The following is a 16,088-nucleotide window of genomic DNA, read 5'->3' as shown; positions in this document are numbered from 1 at the left end:
GTTAGCGTTGGAGGAGTGGTCTGCGGGACCGCACCCGCCCAGTGACGAGAGGAACCCCATGAGCGCCGACGTCTGGCTCGACAAGGAATCACCCGAGGTCTATCAGGCGCTCGTCGAGACGGGCCGCGCCGCGGGTCGTGCGGCTCTCGACGCCGGCATCGACAAGCGGCTCATCGAGCTGATCCGGATCCGGGCCTCGCAGATCAACGGTTGCGCGTACTGCCTGCGTCTCCACGTCGCTGACGCGATCGCGCTCGGCGAGACCACGGAACGCCTCGCCATCCTGTCCGCCTGGCGCGACAGCGAGTACTTCAGCCCGGTGGAGCAGGCCGCACTCGCGATCACCGAGGACGTCACCCTCATCGCGGACGTGCAGCACCGCCGGCGCCTGCCGGACGACGACCTGTCGACGCTCACGAACGGTCAGATCGCCGCGGTCCGGTGGCTGGCGATCGTCATCAACGCCTTCAACCGCGTCTCGATCACGAGCCACTACCCGGTGCACCCGGAGCAGGCGGACTGACGGCGGTCAGTCCTTCCGGCGCCTCGCACCACGGAACCACGCTGCGACACGGGTGCCCAGCCCGTCGGAGTACTCGTTCGAGAGGTCGAGCGTCTCCTTGCCGAGATCGCCGCCGTTCCTGATCGACTCGAGCGCCCGCAGTGCCCGGGCCTCCTGCTCGGCGGCTCGCTTCCGGCGGTCCTCATCACCCATGCGCCCAGCCTAGACGGGGGTCCACGCCGGACCGTCCCGCTTCAGCACTGCTTCAGCTTGTCCGCGCCAGACTGGGACGCGCCGCTCGACCGTCGACCGGCACGGAGCCTGGAGGTCGCACGGATGCGGATACTCGTCGTGGACGATGAGGTGCGACTCGCCGACGGCGTTCGGAGAGGGCTCGAAGCGGAGGGCTTCGCGGTCGACGTCGCTGCGAACGGGGTCGACGGCCTCTGGATGGCCGGCGAGCATCGCTACGACGCCATCATCCTCGACATCATGATGCCGGGCCTCAGCGGCTACCGCGTCTGCCAGCAGCTCCGCGACGCGGGCGACTGGACCCCGATCCTCATGCTCACGGCGAAGGACGGCGACTGGGACCAGGTCGAAGCCCTCGACACCGGTGCCGACGACTTCCTGAGCAAACCGTTCTCCTTCGCGGTGCTCGTCGCGCGGATCCGCTCACTCGTCCGACGTGGATCGCGAGAGCGGCCGGCGGTGCTCGAGGTCGGCGAACTGCGGCTCGACCCGGCGTCGAAGCAGGTCCACCGGGGAGACGTCCCGATCGACTTGACCTCGCGCGAGTTCGCGGTCCTCGAGTTCCTCATGCGACGCGGCGGCGAGGTGGTGTCGAAGCGCGAGGTCCTGCAGAACGTCTGGGACGACGATTTCGAGGGCGATCCCAACATCGTCGAGGTCTACGTCGGGCATCTCCGCAACAAGGTGGACCGCCCCTTCGAGCGCGCCTCGATCGAGACGGTGCGCGGGTTCGGATACCGGTTGGCGGGCGGGCGTGGCTGACGCCGGGCCGCACGGAGCGGTCGCACCCCGGCAGCGGCCGTGGCGCTCGGTCCGAGCCCGCGCGGCACTGGGATCCGTGCTCGCGGTCGGACTCTTCCTCGGGGTCGGCTCCGTGGCGTTCGTCGGCCTGTTCTCCGCGGCGCTCCGTTCCGGTGTCGAGCAGAGCGCCTCGGCCGAGGCGGAGAGCGCCTCGGCGCAGCTGGTCGCGGCGGACGCGACGACGCTGCCCGAGGACGACGGTCGGCTCCTGGTCCTCGTCGAGGACGGCCGTGTCGTGGACCGGACGGACGATGAGATCGAGCTCCCGACGCCGATCCCGGACGGTGACGTGTTCGTCTCGGTCATCGACGACGAGCCGGTGGTGTTCGCCGGTGAGGACGTCGACGTCGACGGCCGCGACCTGGTCGTCCTCGCGGGCCGCTCCCTCGAGGAGACCGACGACGCCGTCGGACTCGTGTCGATGCTCCTGCTTATCGCTGTCCCCGTGCTCGTCGCCCTCGTCGGCGGCCTGACCTGGCTCCTCGTCGGGCGTGCGCTGGCGCCGGTGGAGCGGATCCGCCGCGAGGTCTCCGGGCTGGGGGCTGGCGAACTGCACCGACGGATCGAGGTCCCCGCCACGGGCGACGAGATCGGCCGCCTCGCCGGGACGATGAACGGGATGCTCGAGCGGCTCGAGGACGCCCAGACGGCGCAGCGGCGGTTCGTGTCGGACGCCTCGCACGAGCTCCGCTCACCGCTCGCGGTGATCAGGCAGTACGCCGAGGTGGCGGCGCTCCACCCCGACCGGGTCGACCCGGCCGAGCTGGCCTCGACGGCCCTCGAGGAGGGTGCCAGGATGCAGGGGCTCGTCGAGTCGCTGCTCCTGCTCGCGAAGCTCGATGAAGGGGGAACGGGCACCACGCGGCGCACGGTCGACGTCGACGACCTCCTGCTGGCGGAGGCTGCTCGTCTCCGATCCGCCGGTGGACTGCGTGTCGAGTCCGCGGCCGTCGCGGCGGCGAGGGTCGACGGCGACGACGTCCTGCTCGCCCGGGTGGTGCGGAACCTCGTCGACAACGCCGTCCGGCATGCGCACTCCGTGGTCCGACTGGGATCCGCCACCGACGGTCGGTTCGTCAGGATATCCGTGGAGGACGACGGCCTCGGTGTGCCGGTCGAGTCCCGCGCACACGTGTTCGAACGGTTCGTCCGCCTCGACGAGAGTCGTTCGCGCGACGCCGGCGGTTCGGGCCTGGGCCTGGCGATCGTGGCCGACGTCGTGCGGTTGCACGGTGGGTCGATCGAACTCGTCGACAGCGCGCTCGGCGGGGCGGCGTTCATCGTCACGCTCCCGGCGTCGTCCGCTTCCTGAACGCCGCTTCAGCTCGATTCAGGTCCGCTTCAGCGCTCCTCGGACAGTCTGGGGCACATGAACGAGCACACCGCCTCCCAGCCCACCGATCCCACGCAGCCCACCGCAGCCACTGAGCGCATCGAGCCCGTCGAGCACGTCGAGGCGACCGATCACACCGCCATCCCCGCGACCCCGACGACCACCGGGAAGCCGGCCTTCTGGCGCCGGAAGCCGGTGTGGATCACCGCGATCGTCGTCGGGGCCCTCGCCCTCGGCGGAGCCGGCGCCGCCTACGCGGTGGACGAGTTCGGAGACGCCGACGACGACCGCGTCGCGGCTGCGTCCAACACCGACCGCGACGGCGGCACCGCCATCGACGACGGTGACACCACGGCGGCCACCGATGATCGCGACGCCCGTGACGCAGACGACGTGCCGCTGACCGACACCGAGTTCGACGCGGCCTCGAAGGCAGCGCTCGCCGAGGCGAAGGGCGGCACCGTGACCGACGTCGACCGCAGCGACGACTCGGGTGAGGCGTTCGAGGTCGACGTCCTCCTCGAGAACGGCGACGAGCTCGAGGTCGCGCTCGACGCGGACTACGCCGTCGTCACGAGCGTGCTCGACCCGCGCGACTGACGGACGCACCCCACCGGGTGCGGAACGACGAGGGCCGGACGGAATCCCAGGATTCCGTCCGGCCCTCGTCGTGTGTGTGGCGTCCTAGGAACGCGGCTTGCGGTCGTACGAGCCGCCGCCCGTGCCGCCCTCGTCGTCGCGTCGGCGGGCCGGGCCGCCGCGGTCGGGACGGAGCTCGATGAGCTTGCCGCTGATGCGGGTGTTCTCGAGGCGGTCGAAGACGTCGTTGCCGAGGCTCGCGGGGAGTTCGACGATCGAGAAGTCCGGCTTGATCTGGATCGCGCCGAAGTCCTCGCGCTTCAGGCCGCCCTCGTTCGCGAGCGCACCAACGATCTGACGCGGGTCGACCTTCTGGCGACGACCCACCGCGATGCGGTACGGGGCCATCGGTCCGCTGGACGGACGGCTGCGGCGCTCGGGACGGTCGCCCTGATCGCCACGGTCGCCGCGGTCGAAGCGCGAGCCGCGGTCGCCGGAGTCGCGACGGTCGCGACCGGCGCGGTCGTTGCCACGGTTGGTGTTGTCGAACTCCTCGCGGCGGCGGCGCTCGTCCTCAGCCGAGAGGAGCAGCGGCGTCTCGCCCTGCGAGACGACGGCCAGGGCTGCGGCGACATCGGCCTCGGGGACGTCGTGGTGGGAGACGTAGTGGCCGATGATCTCGCGGAAGCGCTCGATGCGGTCGGTCTGGCCGAGCGCTTCGGTGATCGCGTCGTCGAAGCGGGTGAGGCGCGTGGCGTTGACGTCGTCGACGCTCGGCAGCTGCATCTGCGTGAGGGGCTGGCGGGTGGCCCGCTCGATGGCCTTCAGGAGGTGCCGCTCGCGCGGCGTGACGAAGCTGATCGCGTCGCCCGTGCGCCCGGCGCGGCCGGTGCGGCCGATGCGGTGCACGTAGGACTCGGTGTCGACGGGGATGTCGTAGTTGACGACGTGGCTGATGCGCTCGACGTCGAGACCGCGCGCGGCGACGTCGGTCGCGACGAGGATGTCGAGCTTGCCGGCCTTCAGCTGGTTGACGGTCCGTTCGCGCTGCACCTGGGCGACGTCGCCGTTGATGGCGGCCGCCGAGTAGCCGCGCGCGCGGAGCTTCTCCGCGAGCGTCTCGGTCTCGTTCTTCGTGCGCGTGAAGATGATCATCGCGCTGAAGTTCTCGGTCTCGAGGATGCGGGTCAGGGCGTCGACCTTCTGCGGGTACGAGACCGTCAGGTAGCGCTGCGTGATGCTGGCCGAGGTCGTGGTCTTCGTCTTGACCGTGATCTCTTCCGGGTTGTTCAGGTACTTCGCGGAGATGCGACGGATGGACGACGGCATCGTCGCGGAGAACAGCGCGACCTGCTTGTCCTTCGGGGTGTCGGCCAGGATCGTCTCGACGTCCTCGGCGAAGCCCATCTTCAGCATCTCGTCGGCCTCGTCGAGCACGAGGTACTTGAGCTCCGTGAGGTCGAGGGTGCCCTTCTCCAGGTGGTCCATGATGCGACCCGGCGTGCCGACGACGATGTGGACGCCGCGACGGAGGGCCGACAGCTGGACGCCGTAGCCCTGGCCGCCGTAGACGGGCAGGACGTGGACGCCGCGCAGGTGGGTGGCGTACTTCTCGAACGCTTCGCAGACCTGGAGGGCGAGCTCACGGGTCGGTGCGAGGACGAGCGCCTGCGGCGTCTTCTGCGTGATGTCGAGGCGGGACAGGATCGGCAGGGCGAACGCCGCGGTCTTGCCGGTGCCCGTCTGTGCGAGGCCGACGACGTCGCGTCCCTCGAGCAGCAGCGGGATGGTGGCCGCCTGGATGGCGGACGGGGTCTCGTAGCCGACGTCCTTGAGTACCTTGAGCACCGCGTCGTCGAGGCCGAGGTCGGAGAAGGTCTGCGTAGCGCCGGCGGGTTCCGCCTCGGGCTGCGTCGTGGAATCAGAAGACGTCATACTCCTAACGGTAGTCGCAACGCAAGCGTTTGCAGGACATGGTCTGGAGCCGACCCGTCCGCGTCGCCGCCCGAGGCGCCCGCCTCACCGTCCTAGAGGCTGCCCCAGCGCGCCCGGGCACCGCAGAAGAGTCCGTAGGCGATGAGCCCGACGCCGACCACGAGCAGGATGACGACGCCGAACGGGAGCGCGGCCAATGCCGAGATGGCGCCGTCCATGCCGGAGGCCTTCTCGGGGTCCTGAGTCGCAGCGGCGACGATGAAGAGGATCCCGACCGTGACGAGCGCGACCCCCTTCGCGATCCACCCGACGACGCCGAGGACGACGACGGCGCGCTTCGTCGAGCCGGTGGGCGGGTGCACGTCCTCGAGGAACTTCTGCGTGACGCCCTTGAAGACGAAGAAGCCGCCGATGCCGATGACCACGAGGCCGACGACGATGACGACGAACACCCCACCGGGGGAGGACAGGAGTGTCGCGGTGAGGCCCTGGCTGGACTGCGAGGAGTCCTGGCTGCCGCCGAGGGCGAAGGTCAGCGCGGTCGATCCGACGGCGAAGTAGGCGATCGCGCGACCGGCGGTCGAGATCCGCTTGCTCCACCGCTTGCGGGTGTCGGACTCGCGCACGAGGAAGGCGGAGATCGCCGTCCAGAGACCGAGGGCGAACAGCCCGACGGCGACGACCCAGATGATGACGATCCCGCCGGGCGTGCCTGCAAGCGTCTTGAGCGCACCCGACTGGTCCGCGTCGCCGCCGCCGCCGGATCCACCGCTCGCGCCGGACAGCGCGATGGAGATCGCGATCCCGCCGATGAGGACGTGGAGCAAGCCGTTGACGGCGTGGCCCGTGCGGGCGAGGGTACGGAGGGCCGTGCTGTTCTGTGCGGTTCCAGCGGCTTGGTCTGCGGCGGCGCGTGCGTTCTCAGGCATCAGACCACGGTAGCGGCCGGGTTCCCGACCGGAAGGGGGGTTGCGCGCCGCACCGGGGGACCGGCGTCGTCGATCGAGCACCGATCCGAGCGGCACCTCGTTTCCGAATGACACGCATGCCCGTGAACTCCTCGCGTCCCGCCCCGCCGGACGACCCCTCCGTGATCACCGCCGATGCGACCGCGCTCGGCCTGGGACGCGTCACGGTGGACACCGACATCGGACCGGTCACCGTCCGGGCGGGTCGCGAAGCGGGCGGACCGGCCACGATCCTGCTGCACGGCGCCGCCGGTTCCTGGACCACGTGGTCTCCACTCCTCCGTGCCGACGACGAGCGGGGCGCGGTCGTCGACGACGTCATCGCCATGGACCTCCCGGGGTGGGGTGAATCGGCGCTTCCCACCGCCGACCCGGTGACGGTCGGAGACCTCTCCGCAGCCGTCGCGACCGTCGCCCGCTCCCTCGGCTACCGGTCCTGGCGCGTGGTCGGGCATTCGCTCGGCGGCTTCGTCGCGCTCGACCTCGCCGTCCGCGAACCCGAGGCGACGATCCGGGTCGACCTCGTCTCACCGACGGGGATCGGCGTCGTCGAGGCGATCCGCCAGCCGGTCGGTGGCGGCGTCCGGCTCCCGTGGTTCGCGGGCATGCTCCTCGGGATGCGTGTACTGCAGGCGCTCGGCGAACGCGGGCCCGGGCTCGTCCGCGCGCTGAACCGGATCGGACTGCTCGCACCGCTCATGTCGCCCCTGTTCGGACGACGCCGGGACCTCGACCGGTCGGTCGTCGACGCGCTCGCAGCCGACGTCCGGCCGGCGTCGTTCCTCCTGGCTGCCCGAGCTGCCGCCGCCTACGATCTGCACGTCTGGCGCGACGTGCGGTGTCCCGTCCGCTGCATGATGGGCGACCGCGACGTCTTCATCGGGCCTGACGACACAGCCGTCCTCACCGCCCTCGTCCCGGACCTCCGGCTGCGCACGCTGTCGGCGACCGGGCACTTCGCGGCGGTGGAACACCCGGAGGCCGTCCTGGAGCTCATCACCTCGGCGTGATCCGCATGGCCTCACGGGTGCAGCGAGGTCGGTATCCGCTATCCTGGTCCTCTGCCCGACTTCGTGGTTGGGGTGGTTGATCGTCCGCACCGTGCTGCACTCGCGCCGTGTGCCGAGCATCGATCTGGGGCTGGAAACCCCCAGCACCCCCACCCCTCGCACGGAGGTCCTCCTTGTCTGCATCCGCAGCCACCGCATCGCATCCCACCACAGCACCGTCCGGTTCCCCGGCCCGCCGCTGGTGGGTCCTCGTCGTCCTCGCGATGACGCAGCTCATCGTCGTCCTCGACGGCACGATCGTGAACATCGCCCTCCCGGCAGCCCAGCAGGAGCTCGAGCTGTCCGACACGCAGCGTCAGTGGGTCGTCACGGCCTACGCGCTCGCGTTCGGCGCGCTGCTGCTGCTCGGTGGCCGTATCGCCGACTACTGGGGTCGGAAGCGCACCTACCTGGTCGGCATGGTCGGCTTCGGCGCCGCATCGGCCTTCGGCGGGTTCGCCCAGAGCGGGACCGAGCTCATCATCGCCCGCGGACTGCAGGGCGTGTTCGCCGCGCTCATGGCACCTGCCGCACTCGCGCTCCTCACCGTCACCTTCTCCCACGGACGCGACCGCAACACGGCCTTCGCCGTCTTCGGCACCGTCGCCGGTGCTGGGGCGGCCGTGGGTCTGATCCTCGGCGGCGTGCTCACCGAGTTCGTCGACTGGCGCTGGTGCCTCCTCGTCAACGTGCCGTTCGTGATCGTCGGACTCATCGCCGGCCTCATCCTCGTGACCGAGAGCAAGGCCGAGGGCGACAACCGCTACGACTGGCTCGGCGCGATCACCGTCATCCTGGGCCTCGGCTCCCTCGTCTACGGCTTCACGCTGGCCGAGGGCGGCTGGGGGAGCGCCGACACCATCGGCTTCCTCGCGCTCGGTGCGGGACTCCTCTCCCTCTTCGTCTTCATCGAGATGCGCGTTGCGCAGCCACTGCTCCCGCTGCGCATCGTGGCGGACCGGGTCCGCGGCGGTGCCTTCCTCATGCAGATGATCGTCGGCAGCGTCATGATCGGGGCCCTGCTCTACCTGACGTTCCACCTGCAGATCGTGCTCGGCTTCCCGCCGCTCGAGGCCGGCATCGCGACCCTCCCGATGACCGTCGCGATCATGATCGTCGCCCCGATCGCCACGAAGCTCCTGCCGGCCATCGGCCCGCGCCCGCTGCTCATCATCGGTCCGCTCATCGCGGCGGCCGCCCTCGTGTACCTCAGCCGCATCACGGCCGACGGCGACTACTTCGTCCAGGTGCTGCCGGCGCTCCTGGTGCTCGGGATCGGCATGGCGATGATCTTCGTCCCGATGCAGAACCTCGCGCTGACGGGTGTCGCCCCGCACGACGCCGGTGCGGCCTCCGCCACGGCGAACGCCTCCATGCAGATCGGTGGGTCGATCGGCCTGTCGGTCTTCACCACGGTGTACGCGAGTGTCACCGACCAGGCGACGGTCACCGATCAGGCGTCGCAGCTCGTGGCGTTCACCCAGGGCTACTCGGCGGCGTTCATCGCGGCTGCGGTCGGCCTCGTGATCGCGAGTGTCATCGCCATCGTCTGCATCCGCGGTCGCAAGGAGGACCTCCTGCCCTCGGGCGACCAGCAGGCCGTCCACCTGGGCTGAGCGGGACGGCCCTGCCTCGTCGAGCGCAAGCCTCCTGACAGTAGGGTGCCGTCGGCGTACGGTGTCCGACATGGCCAGCACCGCGATCGTCCTCACCGTCCCCGGACCGCACGGCGACCGCGAGGTGCGTCTCTCCAGTCCCGACCGCGTGCTCTGGGAGGAGTCCGGTGTCACGAAGCGGGAGCTCGCGGAATACCTCATCGAGGTCGCGCCGGCCTTCCTCGCCGCCAACGGCGACCGTCCGGTGTCCCTGCAGCGGTTCCCGGGTGGCGTGGACGGTGAGTGGTTCTTCTCGAAGAATCCGCCGAAAGGAGCACCGGAGTACGTCCGGGCGGTCGACGTCGTGTATCCGAGTGGCCGGCGGCATCCGCAACTCGTCCTCGACGAGGCCGCTGCGGTCGTCTGGGCCGCGCAGATGAACACGGTCGTGTTCCATCCGTGGCCGTCACGGGCATCGGACACCGACCATCCCGACGAACTGCGGATCGACCTCGACCCGCAGCCGGGAACCGACTTCGCCGACGCCGTGCGCGTTGCGGGCTCGCTGCGGGAGCTGCTGACGGAGGTCGGCCTGACCGGGTTCGTGAAGACCTCCGGCAACCGAGGTGTCCACGTGTTCGCGCCCATCGAGCCGGAGCACGAGTTCCTCGACGTCCGGCACGCCGTGATCGCGGCGGCTCGGGAACTGGAGCGACGGGATCCCGACCGCGTCACGACCTCGTGGTGGAAGGAGGAGCGCGGTGAACGCATCTTCGTCGACTACAACCAGGCGAACCGCGACCGGACGATGGCCGGCGCCTACAGCCCACGTGCGCTGGCCTCGGCGACCGTCTCGTGCCCCGTGACCTGGGACGAACTCCCCGAGATCGACCCGGGCGCCTTCACGGTGCGGACCGTCCCGGAGCGGCTCCGGACGACCGGAGACCCGTGGGCCGGCATGCACGACACCGCCGGGCGCATCGACGTCCTCCTGCAGTGGTGGGAGCGGGACCTCGAGCAGGGGCTGGGCGAGCTCCCGTTCCCTCCCGACTTCCCGAAGATGCCGGGCGAACCGCCGCGGGTGCAGCCGAGTCGCGCCAGACACTCCGAGGACTGAGCCCGCCCGGACACACGAACGCCCGGTGATCGTGGATCACCGGGCGTTCTGCTGAATCAGGGCGCTATTCGGCTTTGCCGAGGGCGAAGCGGACGCCGCCCTGCTCGTCGATCTGCGCGTCGAGGACCGCGTCGCTCAGGGCGACGGCTGCGGACTCCTCGAGGAAGACGGTGGCTCCGGCGCTCTCGATGACCTGGTCGGCCTCGTGCGGCGTCGCCGTCATGGTGACTTCGAAGTTGTTGTCGTCGGAGCTGCTGCTGATGCGCAGTCCGGCGCCGTGCGTGAGCGACGACGCGTCGTCCGGGACGACCAGTCCCGGCGTGAGTGGTGCGTTCTCGGCGAGGGTCTTGACGACTCGGCCGGCGTTCTCGGTCAGGGTGAGCATGTGTGTTCTCCGTTCCGTTCGCGAATACGAGTTCCCCACCATGCTCGGGTTCGCGGCGAGATGCCACCCCGAGGCCGATCCTCTGCGGGAACTGCCAAGCAACTCTGCAGGGATTCACACCTCCGCACCGCTCGTAGCACAGCTCGGGTGATCGTCCCTTGGGGGTTCGTCCGGTGGAGTGGGCTGCTAGCGTCGAACGTGCTGTCCGGCGCGTGCATCCCGCCCCACGGCACCCCCAACACCCCCAGCCCGAGGAGTCCTATGACCACCGTCGCCGCCATCATCAAGCCCACCGCCGACGCGCCTTTCGAGGTCGGCACCATCGAGCGCCGTGCGCCGCGCGCCAACGACGTCGTCATCGACGTCCACTACGCCGGCATCTGCCACAGCGACATCCACCAGGCCCGCGAGGAATGGGGCAAGGCCATCTTCCCGATGGTCCCCGGCCACGAGATCGCCGGCATCGTCACCGAGGTCGGCGACGCGGTCACCAAGCACCAGGTCGGCGACCGCGTCGGCATCGGCTGCTTCGTCGACTCCTGCCGCGAGTGTGAGAACTGTCTCGCCGGCGAGGATCAGTTCTGCCTGAAGGGCAACGTCGCCACCTACAACGGCCGTGAGTACGACGGCGAGCCCACCTACGGCGGCTACAGCAAGCAGATCGTCGCCGACGAGAACTACGTGCTGAGCATCCCCGAGGGCATCGAGCTCGACGTCGCGGCACCCCTGCTGTGCGCCGGCATCACCACCTACTCGCCGTTGAAGCACTGGGGCGCCGGTCCCGGCAAGCAGGTCGCCATCGTCGGGATGGGTGGCCTCGGTCACATGGGCGTCAAGATCGCCCACGCCCTCGGTGCAGAGGTGACCGTGCTCAGCCAGACGACCTCGAAGGAGGAGGACGGCAAGCGCTTCGGGGCCGACCACTACTACGCGACCGGCGAAGAGGGCACCCTGAAGTCGCTCCGCGGACGCTTCGACCTCATCATCAACACGGTCTCCGCCGACCTCGACATCGACGCCTACCTGTCGACCCTCAAGCTCAACGGCTCGATGGTCTTCGTCGGACTGCCCGAGAACACGCAGCAGTTCCGGGTGTTCTCGCTCGTCGGTGGCCGCCGCTCGCTCGCCGGCTCGAACATCGGCGGCATCCGCGAGACGCAGGAGATGCTCGACTTCTGCGCCGAGCACGGCATCGGCTCGCAGATCGAGCTCATCGGTGCCGACGAGGTCGAGGGCGCCTACGACCGCGTGGTCCGCAGCGACGTCCGCTACCGCTTCGTCATCGACACGGCGACGATCGGCTGATCGCACCGATACCCTGAGAGCATGATCCGGCTCCCGTTCCGTCGTCCAGGCGGAGCGGGAGCCGTTCCTCGTGAGCCCCTCGGCCGCGAGGTCCTCGTCCTCGGCGGTGTCGCGTTCTTCGTGATGCTCGGGTTCGGTGTCGTGATCCCGGTCCTGCCCGTGTACGTGCGCAGTTTTGGCGTCGGTTACCTCGAGGTCGGGGCGGTCGTTTCGGTCTTCGCGCTCATGCGGCTCATCGCGAACCCGTTCGTGGGTGCGCTCGTCGACCGGATCGGTGAGCGGGTGGTGTTGGCCACCGGCATCGGGATCGTCGCGGTGTCGAGCGCGCTCGTCGGGCTCGCGGCAGACTATCCGCAGCTGCTCCTGCTCCGCGGGGTCGGAGGGATCGGGTCGGCGATGTTCTCCGTCGCCGCGATGACGCTGCTGCTGCGCACCACCCCACCGCACCGTCGTGGACGGGCGGTCGGGTTCTACCAGGGCGGGTTCCTCGTCGGCGGCATGGCGGGACCGGCCGTCGGTGGCCTGCTCGCGACCATCTCGCTCACGGCACCCTTCTTCTTCTACGCCGGGACCCTCGCGGTCGCCGGCGTCCTCGGACTCGTGATGCTGCGCGGCAGTCGGATCGCCGCGCCAATCGAGACCGCCACGCAGGCCGAGCCCTTCCGCACCGTCCTCGCCGATCGCCGGTACCAGGCGGCGCTCCTCGCGAACTTCGCCAACGGGTGGGCGTCGATGGGTGTCCGAGGCGCACTCGTGCCGGTCCTCGTCGTGGAGGCACTCCACGAGGAGGCCGCCTGGACCGGGATCGCCTTCGCGATCGCCGCTGTCGCGCAGACGCTCGCACTCGGTCCCGCCGGTCGCTTCGTCGACACCGTCGGACGGCGACCCGCGATGCTCGTCGCGTTCCCGGTCGCGGCGGCGGCGCTGCTCGCCATGCCGTTCGTCGGCGAGCTCTGGCTGCTGGTCGTCGCCCTGTGCGTCTACGGTGTCGCGGCGGCCTTCCTCGGGACCGCTCCGGCGGCGGCCGTCGGAGACGCCGCGGGTGGCCGGGGTGGTCGGGCCGTCGCGGTCTTCCAGGCGACGTCCGACCTCGGCGCCATCGTCGGCCCGCTGGTCGCCGGCGCACTGCTCGACGCCTTCTCGTTCCCCGCGGCCTTCGGTTCCGCGGTCGTGCTCATGCTGCTCGTCCCCGTGCTCGCGGCCCGCATGCCGCGGGAGCACCGGAACCAGCCGGCGACCGCTTAGCGGGACCGGAGTCGCAGGCCCACCGAGGTGGTGATGTCCTCGCGCTGACCGCCGGAGTGCACGAGCTGCTCGCCGTCGACCGTCAGCTGGCTGGCGTGTTCCGCGAGTGCCGCGGCGACGATCGGGAGGCGGTGCTCGAGTGGGAACCACACGGCGTCGTCGCTCAGCGGTTCGAGGTCGGTGCGGTGGTGCACGAGTTCCGCGAACGGCACCCCGCTCCTCCGTGCCGCGACGATCGCGGCCTCGTGCATCCGGAGGTGGTCCGGGTGACCGTACCCGCCGCCGTGGTCGTAGCTGATGACCAGGTCCGGCGAGACGTGTCCGATGAGCGCGACGAGGTCGTCGGCGACGTCGTCGAGCGGCGCGAGTGAGAACGCGCCGGGGGAGACGTCGTCAGCGGGGCCGGCGAGTCCCTCGCGCACCCACCGCATGCCCGAGTCAACGTATCGCGTCGACGTCCCCGGCCGGGCCGCCGGACTCGTCCCCAACCAGAACTGCTCGGCCACGCCGAGCTTCCGGCAGGCGGCGGCGAGCTCCGACTCGCGGTGGGACGCGAGTGCAGCGGTGCCGGCGAGGGACCGGAGAGGGCCGTCGACGACCTCGCCGCGCTCGCCTCGCGTGGCCGTCACGAGGACGACGCGAGCGCCGTGGTCCACGAGCTCGGCGATGAGCGCACCCGAGGCGAGCGTCTCGTCGTCGGGGTGCGCATGGGCGAACAGGACGGTGCGCCCGCTGTCGACGAGCGTGAGGAGTCCGCGGTTCACGAGGCGGAGGTCGCCGGGGCGGTGACGACGGCCGGAGTGGTGTCGAGCAGGGTCCGGTAGACGTCGACGAGGGCGTCTCCCGAGCGCTGCCAGTCGAACCGCTCCGCCCGACGTCGCGCTGCCGAGCCGAGCTGCGCGAGGCGCTCCGGGTCGCCGAGGATGGACGAGACGGCGGCCCCCCAGACCTGCGGGTCGCGGGAGTCGATGACGATGCCCGTCTCGCCGTCGACGACGGCCTCCCGCAAGCCGCCCGAGGCGGCCACGACGGTCGGCACACCGCTCGCCGCGGCTTCCAGCGCGACGAGACCGTACGTCTCCGAGTGTGAGGGGACCAGCACGAGCGTGCTCTCGCGGAACAGCGTGGCGAGCCCGACGCGCGACTGCGGCCCGACGAAGCGGACGTCGTCGGCGACACCGAGGTCGCGGGCGAGCGCGGCGAGTTCCTCGGCGTAGCGGTCGTAGTCGACCGAGACATCCCCGGCGATGACGAGTTCGGGGCGGAGCTCGGGCGCGACCGCGGCGATGGTCTCGATGGCGAGGTCGAAGCCCTTCAGCGGATGCAGGCGACCAGCGACCACCGCGGTCGGACGACCGGAACGAGGACCGTCGAGCGGGTGGAAGAGCGTCCCGTCGACACCGGGTGGCACGATCGACACCCGGTCGGGACGGGCTCCGAGCCGGACGATCGCGGTGTCGGCTTCGGCCGCGCTGATCGCGACGACCGCGTCCGACTCCGCGGCGAGCCGTGCCTCGCCGGCCAGGCGCCCGGGGGACTCGGCGCGCTCACCGTGCGAGAGCGGCGTGGTGGACTCGGCGGCGATGCTGTGGAAGCTCTGCACGTGCGGGATCCCCAGCTCCCGCGCGAGGGGGAGTGCGGCCATGCCGGAGAACCAGTGGTGGGCGTGCAGGACGTCGTATCGCGGTAGTCGGGCGAGTTCCGAGCGGAAGTCCTCGACGAACTCCTCATGCCGACCCTTCGCGACCGGCTCGACGGGACCGGCGTCGAGGAAGCGCAGGGTCACGCCGTGGGCGAGGGAGGCGGCGGACGGCTGGTCGGCCGAAGAACGCCGGGTGATGACGTCGACCTCGTGGCCCGCTGTACCCATCGCGACGGCCTGATGACGGACCACGACGTTCATCCCGCCGGCGTCACCGGAACCCGGCTCGTCACCGGGACTGGTGTGGAGCGAGATCATCGCGATGCGGAGGGGCTGCGGTTGCGAGGGCACCAGATGAGCCTAGTAGCCGTGGGCGTCCGAGCCCCTCGTGACGGAGACACCAGAACGTGCTCGCGCATCCGACGCCGGAGCGTGAGAATGATCGCGAGACGAGCGCAACGATGCGCCCGCCCAGGCGAAAGGGACGATCATGACGACGCTCAACCCGTACCTCGGCTTCCGCGGGACAGCCCGTGAAGCGATGGAGTTCTATCAAGGGGTCTTCGGCGGCGAACTGACGGTGTCGACCTTCCGCGACTTCGGTGCCGAGGTCGAACCGGACGAGCTGGATCTGGTCATGCACGCCCAGCTCACGGGTGATGCGGGTGTGGTCTTCATGGCGTCGGACACCCCGAAGCACATGGACTACAGCATGGGCAGCGACTTCTCGATGTCGCTGAGCGGGCCGAACGAGGACGAAGCGCAACTGACCGGCTACTTCGACAACCTTGCAGCCGGCGGGACGGTTCAGCAGCCACTCACGGTGGCGCCCTGGGGTGACTCCTTCGGCATGCTGCAGGACCGCTTCGGGGTCGCTTGGATGGTGAACATCGCCGCCCCGGCAGCCGCGTAGCCGGGGAACCCTTCCACCTGGACAAACCTGGGACCTCCCGTTCCGGTGATCCTCTCCCGGTCCCTGAGCTTGTCGAAGGGCTCGCGTAGGCACTTCGACAGGCTCAGTGACCGGGAGAGGTGCACTCCGCATTCACTCCGTTCGCCGAGCCCCCTCTCCGGTCCCTGAGCCTGTCGAAGGGCACACCAGAGACCCCGCGAAGCCGGTATCTCTTCTCCGGTCCCTGAGCTTGTCGAAGGGCACGCGATGGACCTCCGGCTCTGGTGTTCTTCTCCCGGTCCCTGAGCAACCTCTCTCGGTCCCTGAGCAACCTCTCTCGGTCCCTGAGCTTGTCGAAGGGCACACGGACAACTTCCACAGCCGACGCAACCTGGCATCTGGAATGTCAGTGGTCCATGGTGGACTGGTTCCATGACCGAGACCACCCGCACCGCGACCCGCGTCGGCGACGAATACGCCGCGCAGCT

At 70.2% G+C, this 16,088-nt stretch carries 16 protein-coding genes; 10 read left to right on the top strand and 6 right to left on the bottom strand.

Annotated elements, in window-relative coordinates; genetic code table 11:
* Nucleotides 1–58: 58 nt before the first annotated feature.
* The gene (locus tag CCK91_RS18970; protein WP_079706065.1) at nucleotides 59–523 is read left to right on the top strand and encodes a carboxymuconolactone decarboxylase family protein; all 465 of its coding nucleotides are present in this window, start codon (nucleotides 59–61) and stop codon (nucleotides 521–523) included.
* 6 nt (nucleotides 524–529) lie between these two features.
* Here the strand turns inward: CCK91_RS18970 and CCK91_RS18965 are convergent, their stop codons facing one another.
* A complete protein-coding gene (locus CCK91_RS18965; RefSeq protein WP_086475374.1) occupies nucleotides 530–715 on the bottom strand; it encodes a hypothetical protein in 186 nt (61 codons plus the stop codon).
* A gap of 123 nt (nucleotides 716–838) precedes the next feature.
* Between CCK91_RS18965 and CCK91_RS18960 the strand changes: the two genes are divergently transcribed.
* Genes CCK91_RS18960 through CCK91_RS18950 form a run of 3 tightly spaced genes read left to right on the top strand, consistent with a single transcriptional unit; the run spans nucleotide 839 to nucleotide 3,488 of the window.
* Nucleotides 839–1,516: a response regulator transcription factor gene (locus CCK91_RS18960; protein WP_079706060.1), complete on the top strand. Its 678-nt coding sequence runs from the start codon at nucleotides 839–841 to the stop codon at nucleotides 1,514–1,516.
* Nucleotides 1,509–2,867 (top strand): sensor histidine kinase, encoded by a 1,359-nt coding sequence (locus tag CCK91_RS18955; RefSeq protein WP_086475373.1) that lies wholly within the window; start codon nucleotides 1,509–1,511, stop codon nucleotides 2,865–2,867. Before CCK91_RS18960 ends, CCK91_RS18955 begins: the two co-directional genes overlap by 8 nt.
* 57 nt (nucleotides 2,868–2,924) lie before the next feature.
* Nucleotides 2,925–3,488 (top strand): hypothetical protein, encoded by a 564-nt coding sequence (locus CCK91_RS18950; protein WP_086475372.1) that lies wholly within the window; start codon nucleotides 2,925–2,927, stop codon nucleotides 3,486–3,488.
* An 84-nt stretch (nucleotides 3,489–3,572) separates the two neighbouring features.
* Here CCK91_RS18950 and CCK91_RS18945 read toward each other — a convergent pair whose 3' ends face one another.
* Together CCK91_RS18945 and CCK91_RS18940 are read right to left on the bottom strand one after the other, a co-directional pair.
* Complete coding sequence (locus CCK91_RS18945) at nucleotides 3,573–5,402, bottom strand: DEAD/DEAH box helicase (RefSeq protein WP_086475371.1); 1,830 nt, start codon at nucleotides 5,400–5,402, stop codon at nucleotides 3,573–3,575.
* 92 nt (nucleotides 5,403–5,494) lie between these two features.
* Nucleotides 5,495–6,331, bottom strand: coding sequence for a DUF1206 domain-containing protein (locus CCK91_RS18940; RefSeq protein WP_086475423.1), 837 nt, complete (start codon nucleotides 6,329–6,331; stop codon nucleotides 5,495–5,497).
* Between the two features lie 116 nt (nucleotides 6,332–6,447).
* Here CCK91_RS18940 and CCK91_RS18935 point away from each other — a divergent pair, with 116 nt between their 5' ends.
* The 3 genes from CCK91_RS18935 to ligD all read left to right on the top strand — a co-directional run bounded on the left by CCK91_RS18935 (nucleotide 6,448) and on the right by ligD (nucleotide 10,131).
* Nucleotides 6,448–7,380 carry an alpha/beta fold hydrolase gene (locus tag CCK91_RS18935; RefSeq protein ID WP_086475370.1) on the top strand — a complete coding sequence of 311 codons (933 nt, stop codon included), beginning with the start codon at nucleotides 6,448–6,450 and terminating at the stop codon, nucleotides 7,378–7,380.
* 173 nt (nucleotides 7,381–7,553) lie between these two features.
* Entirely contained in the window at nucleotides 7,554–9,035 is a 1,482-nt protein-coding gene (locus CCK91_RS18930; protein ID WP_242664624.1) for an MFS transporter, read from the top strand.
* Nucleotides 9,036–9,105: 70 nt separating this feature from the next.
* Nucleotides 9,106–10,131, top strand: coding sequence for a non-homologous end-joining DNA ligase (ligD, locus tag CCK91_RS18925; RefSeq protein WP_086475369.1), 1,026 nt, complete (start codon nucleotides 9,106–9,108; stop codon nucleotides 10,129–10,131).
* A 64-nt stretch (nucleotides 10,132–10,195) separates the two neighbouring features.
* Here ligD and CCK91_RS18920 read toward each other — a convergent pair whose 3' ends face one another.
* The gene (locus tag CCK91_RS18920) at nucleotides 10,196–10,516 is read right to left on the bottom strand and encodes a hypothetical protein (protein WP_064295440.1); all 321 of its coding nucleotides are present in this window, start codon (nucleotides 10,514–10,516) and stop codon (nucleotides 10,196–10,198) included.
* 261 nt (nucleotides 10,517–10,777) lie between these two features.
* On the opposite strand from CCK91_RS18920, the gene CCK91_RS18915 reads away from it, so the two are divergent.
* Nucleotides 10,778–11,821, top strand: coding sequence for an NAD(P)-dependent alcohol dehydrogenase (locus CCK91_RS18915; protein ID WP_086475368.1), 1,044 nt, complete (start codon nucleotides 10,778–10,780; stop codon nucleotides 11,819–11,821).
* Nucleotides 11,822–11,842: 21 nt separating this feature from the next.
* Nucleotides 11,843–13,066, top strand: coding sequence for an MFS transporter (locus tag CCK91_RS18910; protein ID WP_086475367.1), 1,224 nt, complete (start codon nucleotides 11,843–11,845; stop codon nucleotides 13,064–13,066).
* Here the strand turns inward: CCK91_RS18910 and CCK91_RS18905 are convergent.
* On the bottom strand, nucleotides 13,063–13,830 hold the full coding sequence (locus tag CCK91_RS18905) for a PIG-L deacetylase family protein (RefSeq protein ID WP_086475366.1): 768 nt from the start codon (nucleotides 13,828–13,830) through the stop codon (nucleotides 13,063–13,065). The genes CCK91_RS18910 and CCK91_RS18905 overlap by 4 nt on opposite strands.
* Nucleotides 13,827–15,059 carry a glycosyltransferase gene (locus CCK91_RS18900; protein WP_086475365.1) on the bottom strand — a complete coding sequence of 411 codons (1,233 nt, stop codon included), beginning with the start codon at nucleotides 15,057–15,059 and terminating at the stop codon, nucleotides 13,827–13,829. The genes CCK91_RS18905 and CCK91_RS18900 overlap by 4 nt, the downstream gene beginning before the upstream one ends.
* A gap of 139 nt (nucleotides 15,060–15,198) precedes the next feature.
* On the opposite strand from CCK91_RS18900, the gene CCK91_RS18895 reads away from it, so the two are divergent.
* Entirely contained in the window at nucleotides 15,199–15,621 is a 423-nt protein-coding gene (locus CCK91_RS18895) for a VOC family protein (RefSeq protein WP_369821920.1), read from the top strand.
* Nucleotides 15,622–16,088: the final 467 nt, after the last annotated feature.

It is taken from the genome of Plantibacter elymi (nom. nud.), assembly GCF_900177795.1.
Classification (GTDB): Bacteria; Actinomycetota; Actinomycetes; order Actinomycetales; family Microbacteriaceae; genus Plantibacter; species Plantibacter elymi.
This window is presented reverse-complemented; position numbering and strand designations above follow the sequence as displayed.

Bases quoted from the DNA above. Each gene is read 5' to 3' on its own strand.
- CCK91_RS18970 (WP_079706065.1), top strand. From the start codon at position 59: ATGAGCGCCGACGTCTGGCTCGACAAGGAATCACCCGAGGTCTATCAG.
- CCK91_RS18965 (WP_086475374.1), bottom strand. From the start codon at position 715: ATGGGTGATGAGGACCGCCGGAAGCGAGCCGCCGAGCAGGAGGCCCGG.
- CCK91_RS18960 (WP_079706060.1), top strand. From the start codon at position 839: ATGCGGATACTCGTCGTGGACGATGAGGTGCGACTCGCCGACGGCGTT.
- CCK91_RS18950 (WP_086475372.1), top strand. From the start codon at position 2,925: ATGAACGAGCACACCGCCTCCCAGCCCACCGATCCCACGCAGCCCACC.
- CCK91_RS18945 (WP_086475371.1), bottom strand. From the start codon at position 5,402: ATGACGTCTTCTGATTCCACGACGCAGCCCGAGGCGGAACCCGCCGGC.
- CCK91_RS18940 (WP_086475423.1), bottom strand. From the start codon at position 6,331: ATGCCTGAGAACGCACGCGCCGCCGCAGACCAAGCCGCTGGAACCGCA.
- CCK91_RS18935 (WP_086475370.1), top strand. From the start codon at position 6,448: ATGCCCGTGAACTCCTCGCGTCCCGCCCCGCCGGACGACCCCTCCGTG.
- ligD (WP_086475369.1), top strand. From the start codon at position 9,106: ATGGCCAGCACCGCGATCGTCCTCACCGTCCCCGGACCGCACGGCGAC.
- CCK91_RS18920 (WP_064295440.1), bottom strand. From the start codon at position 10,516: ATGCTCACCCTGACCGAGAACGCCGGCCGAGTCGTCAAGACCCTCGCC.
- CCK91_RS18915 (WP_086475368.1), top strand. From the start codon at position 10,778: ATGACCACCGTCGCCGCCATCATCAAGCCCACCGCCGACGCGCCTTTC.
- CCK91_RS18910 (WP_086475367.1), top strand. From the start codon at position 11,843: ATGATCCGGCTCCCGTTCCGTCGTCCAGGCGGAGCGGGAGCCGTTCCT.
- CCK91_RS18895 (WP_369821920.1), top strand. From the start codon at position 15,199: ATGACGACGCTCAACCCGTACCTCGGCTTCCGCGGGACAGCCCGTGAA.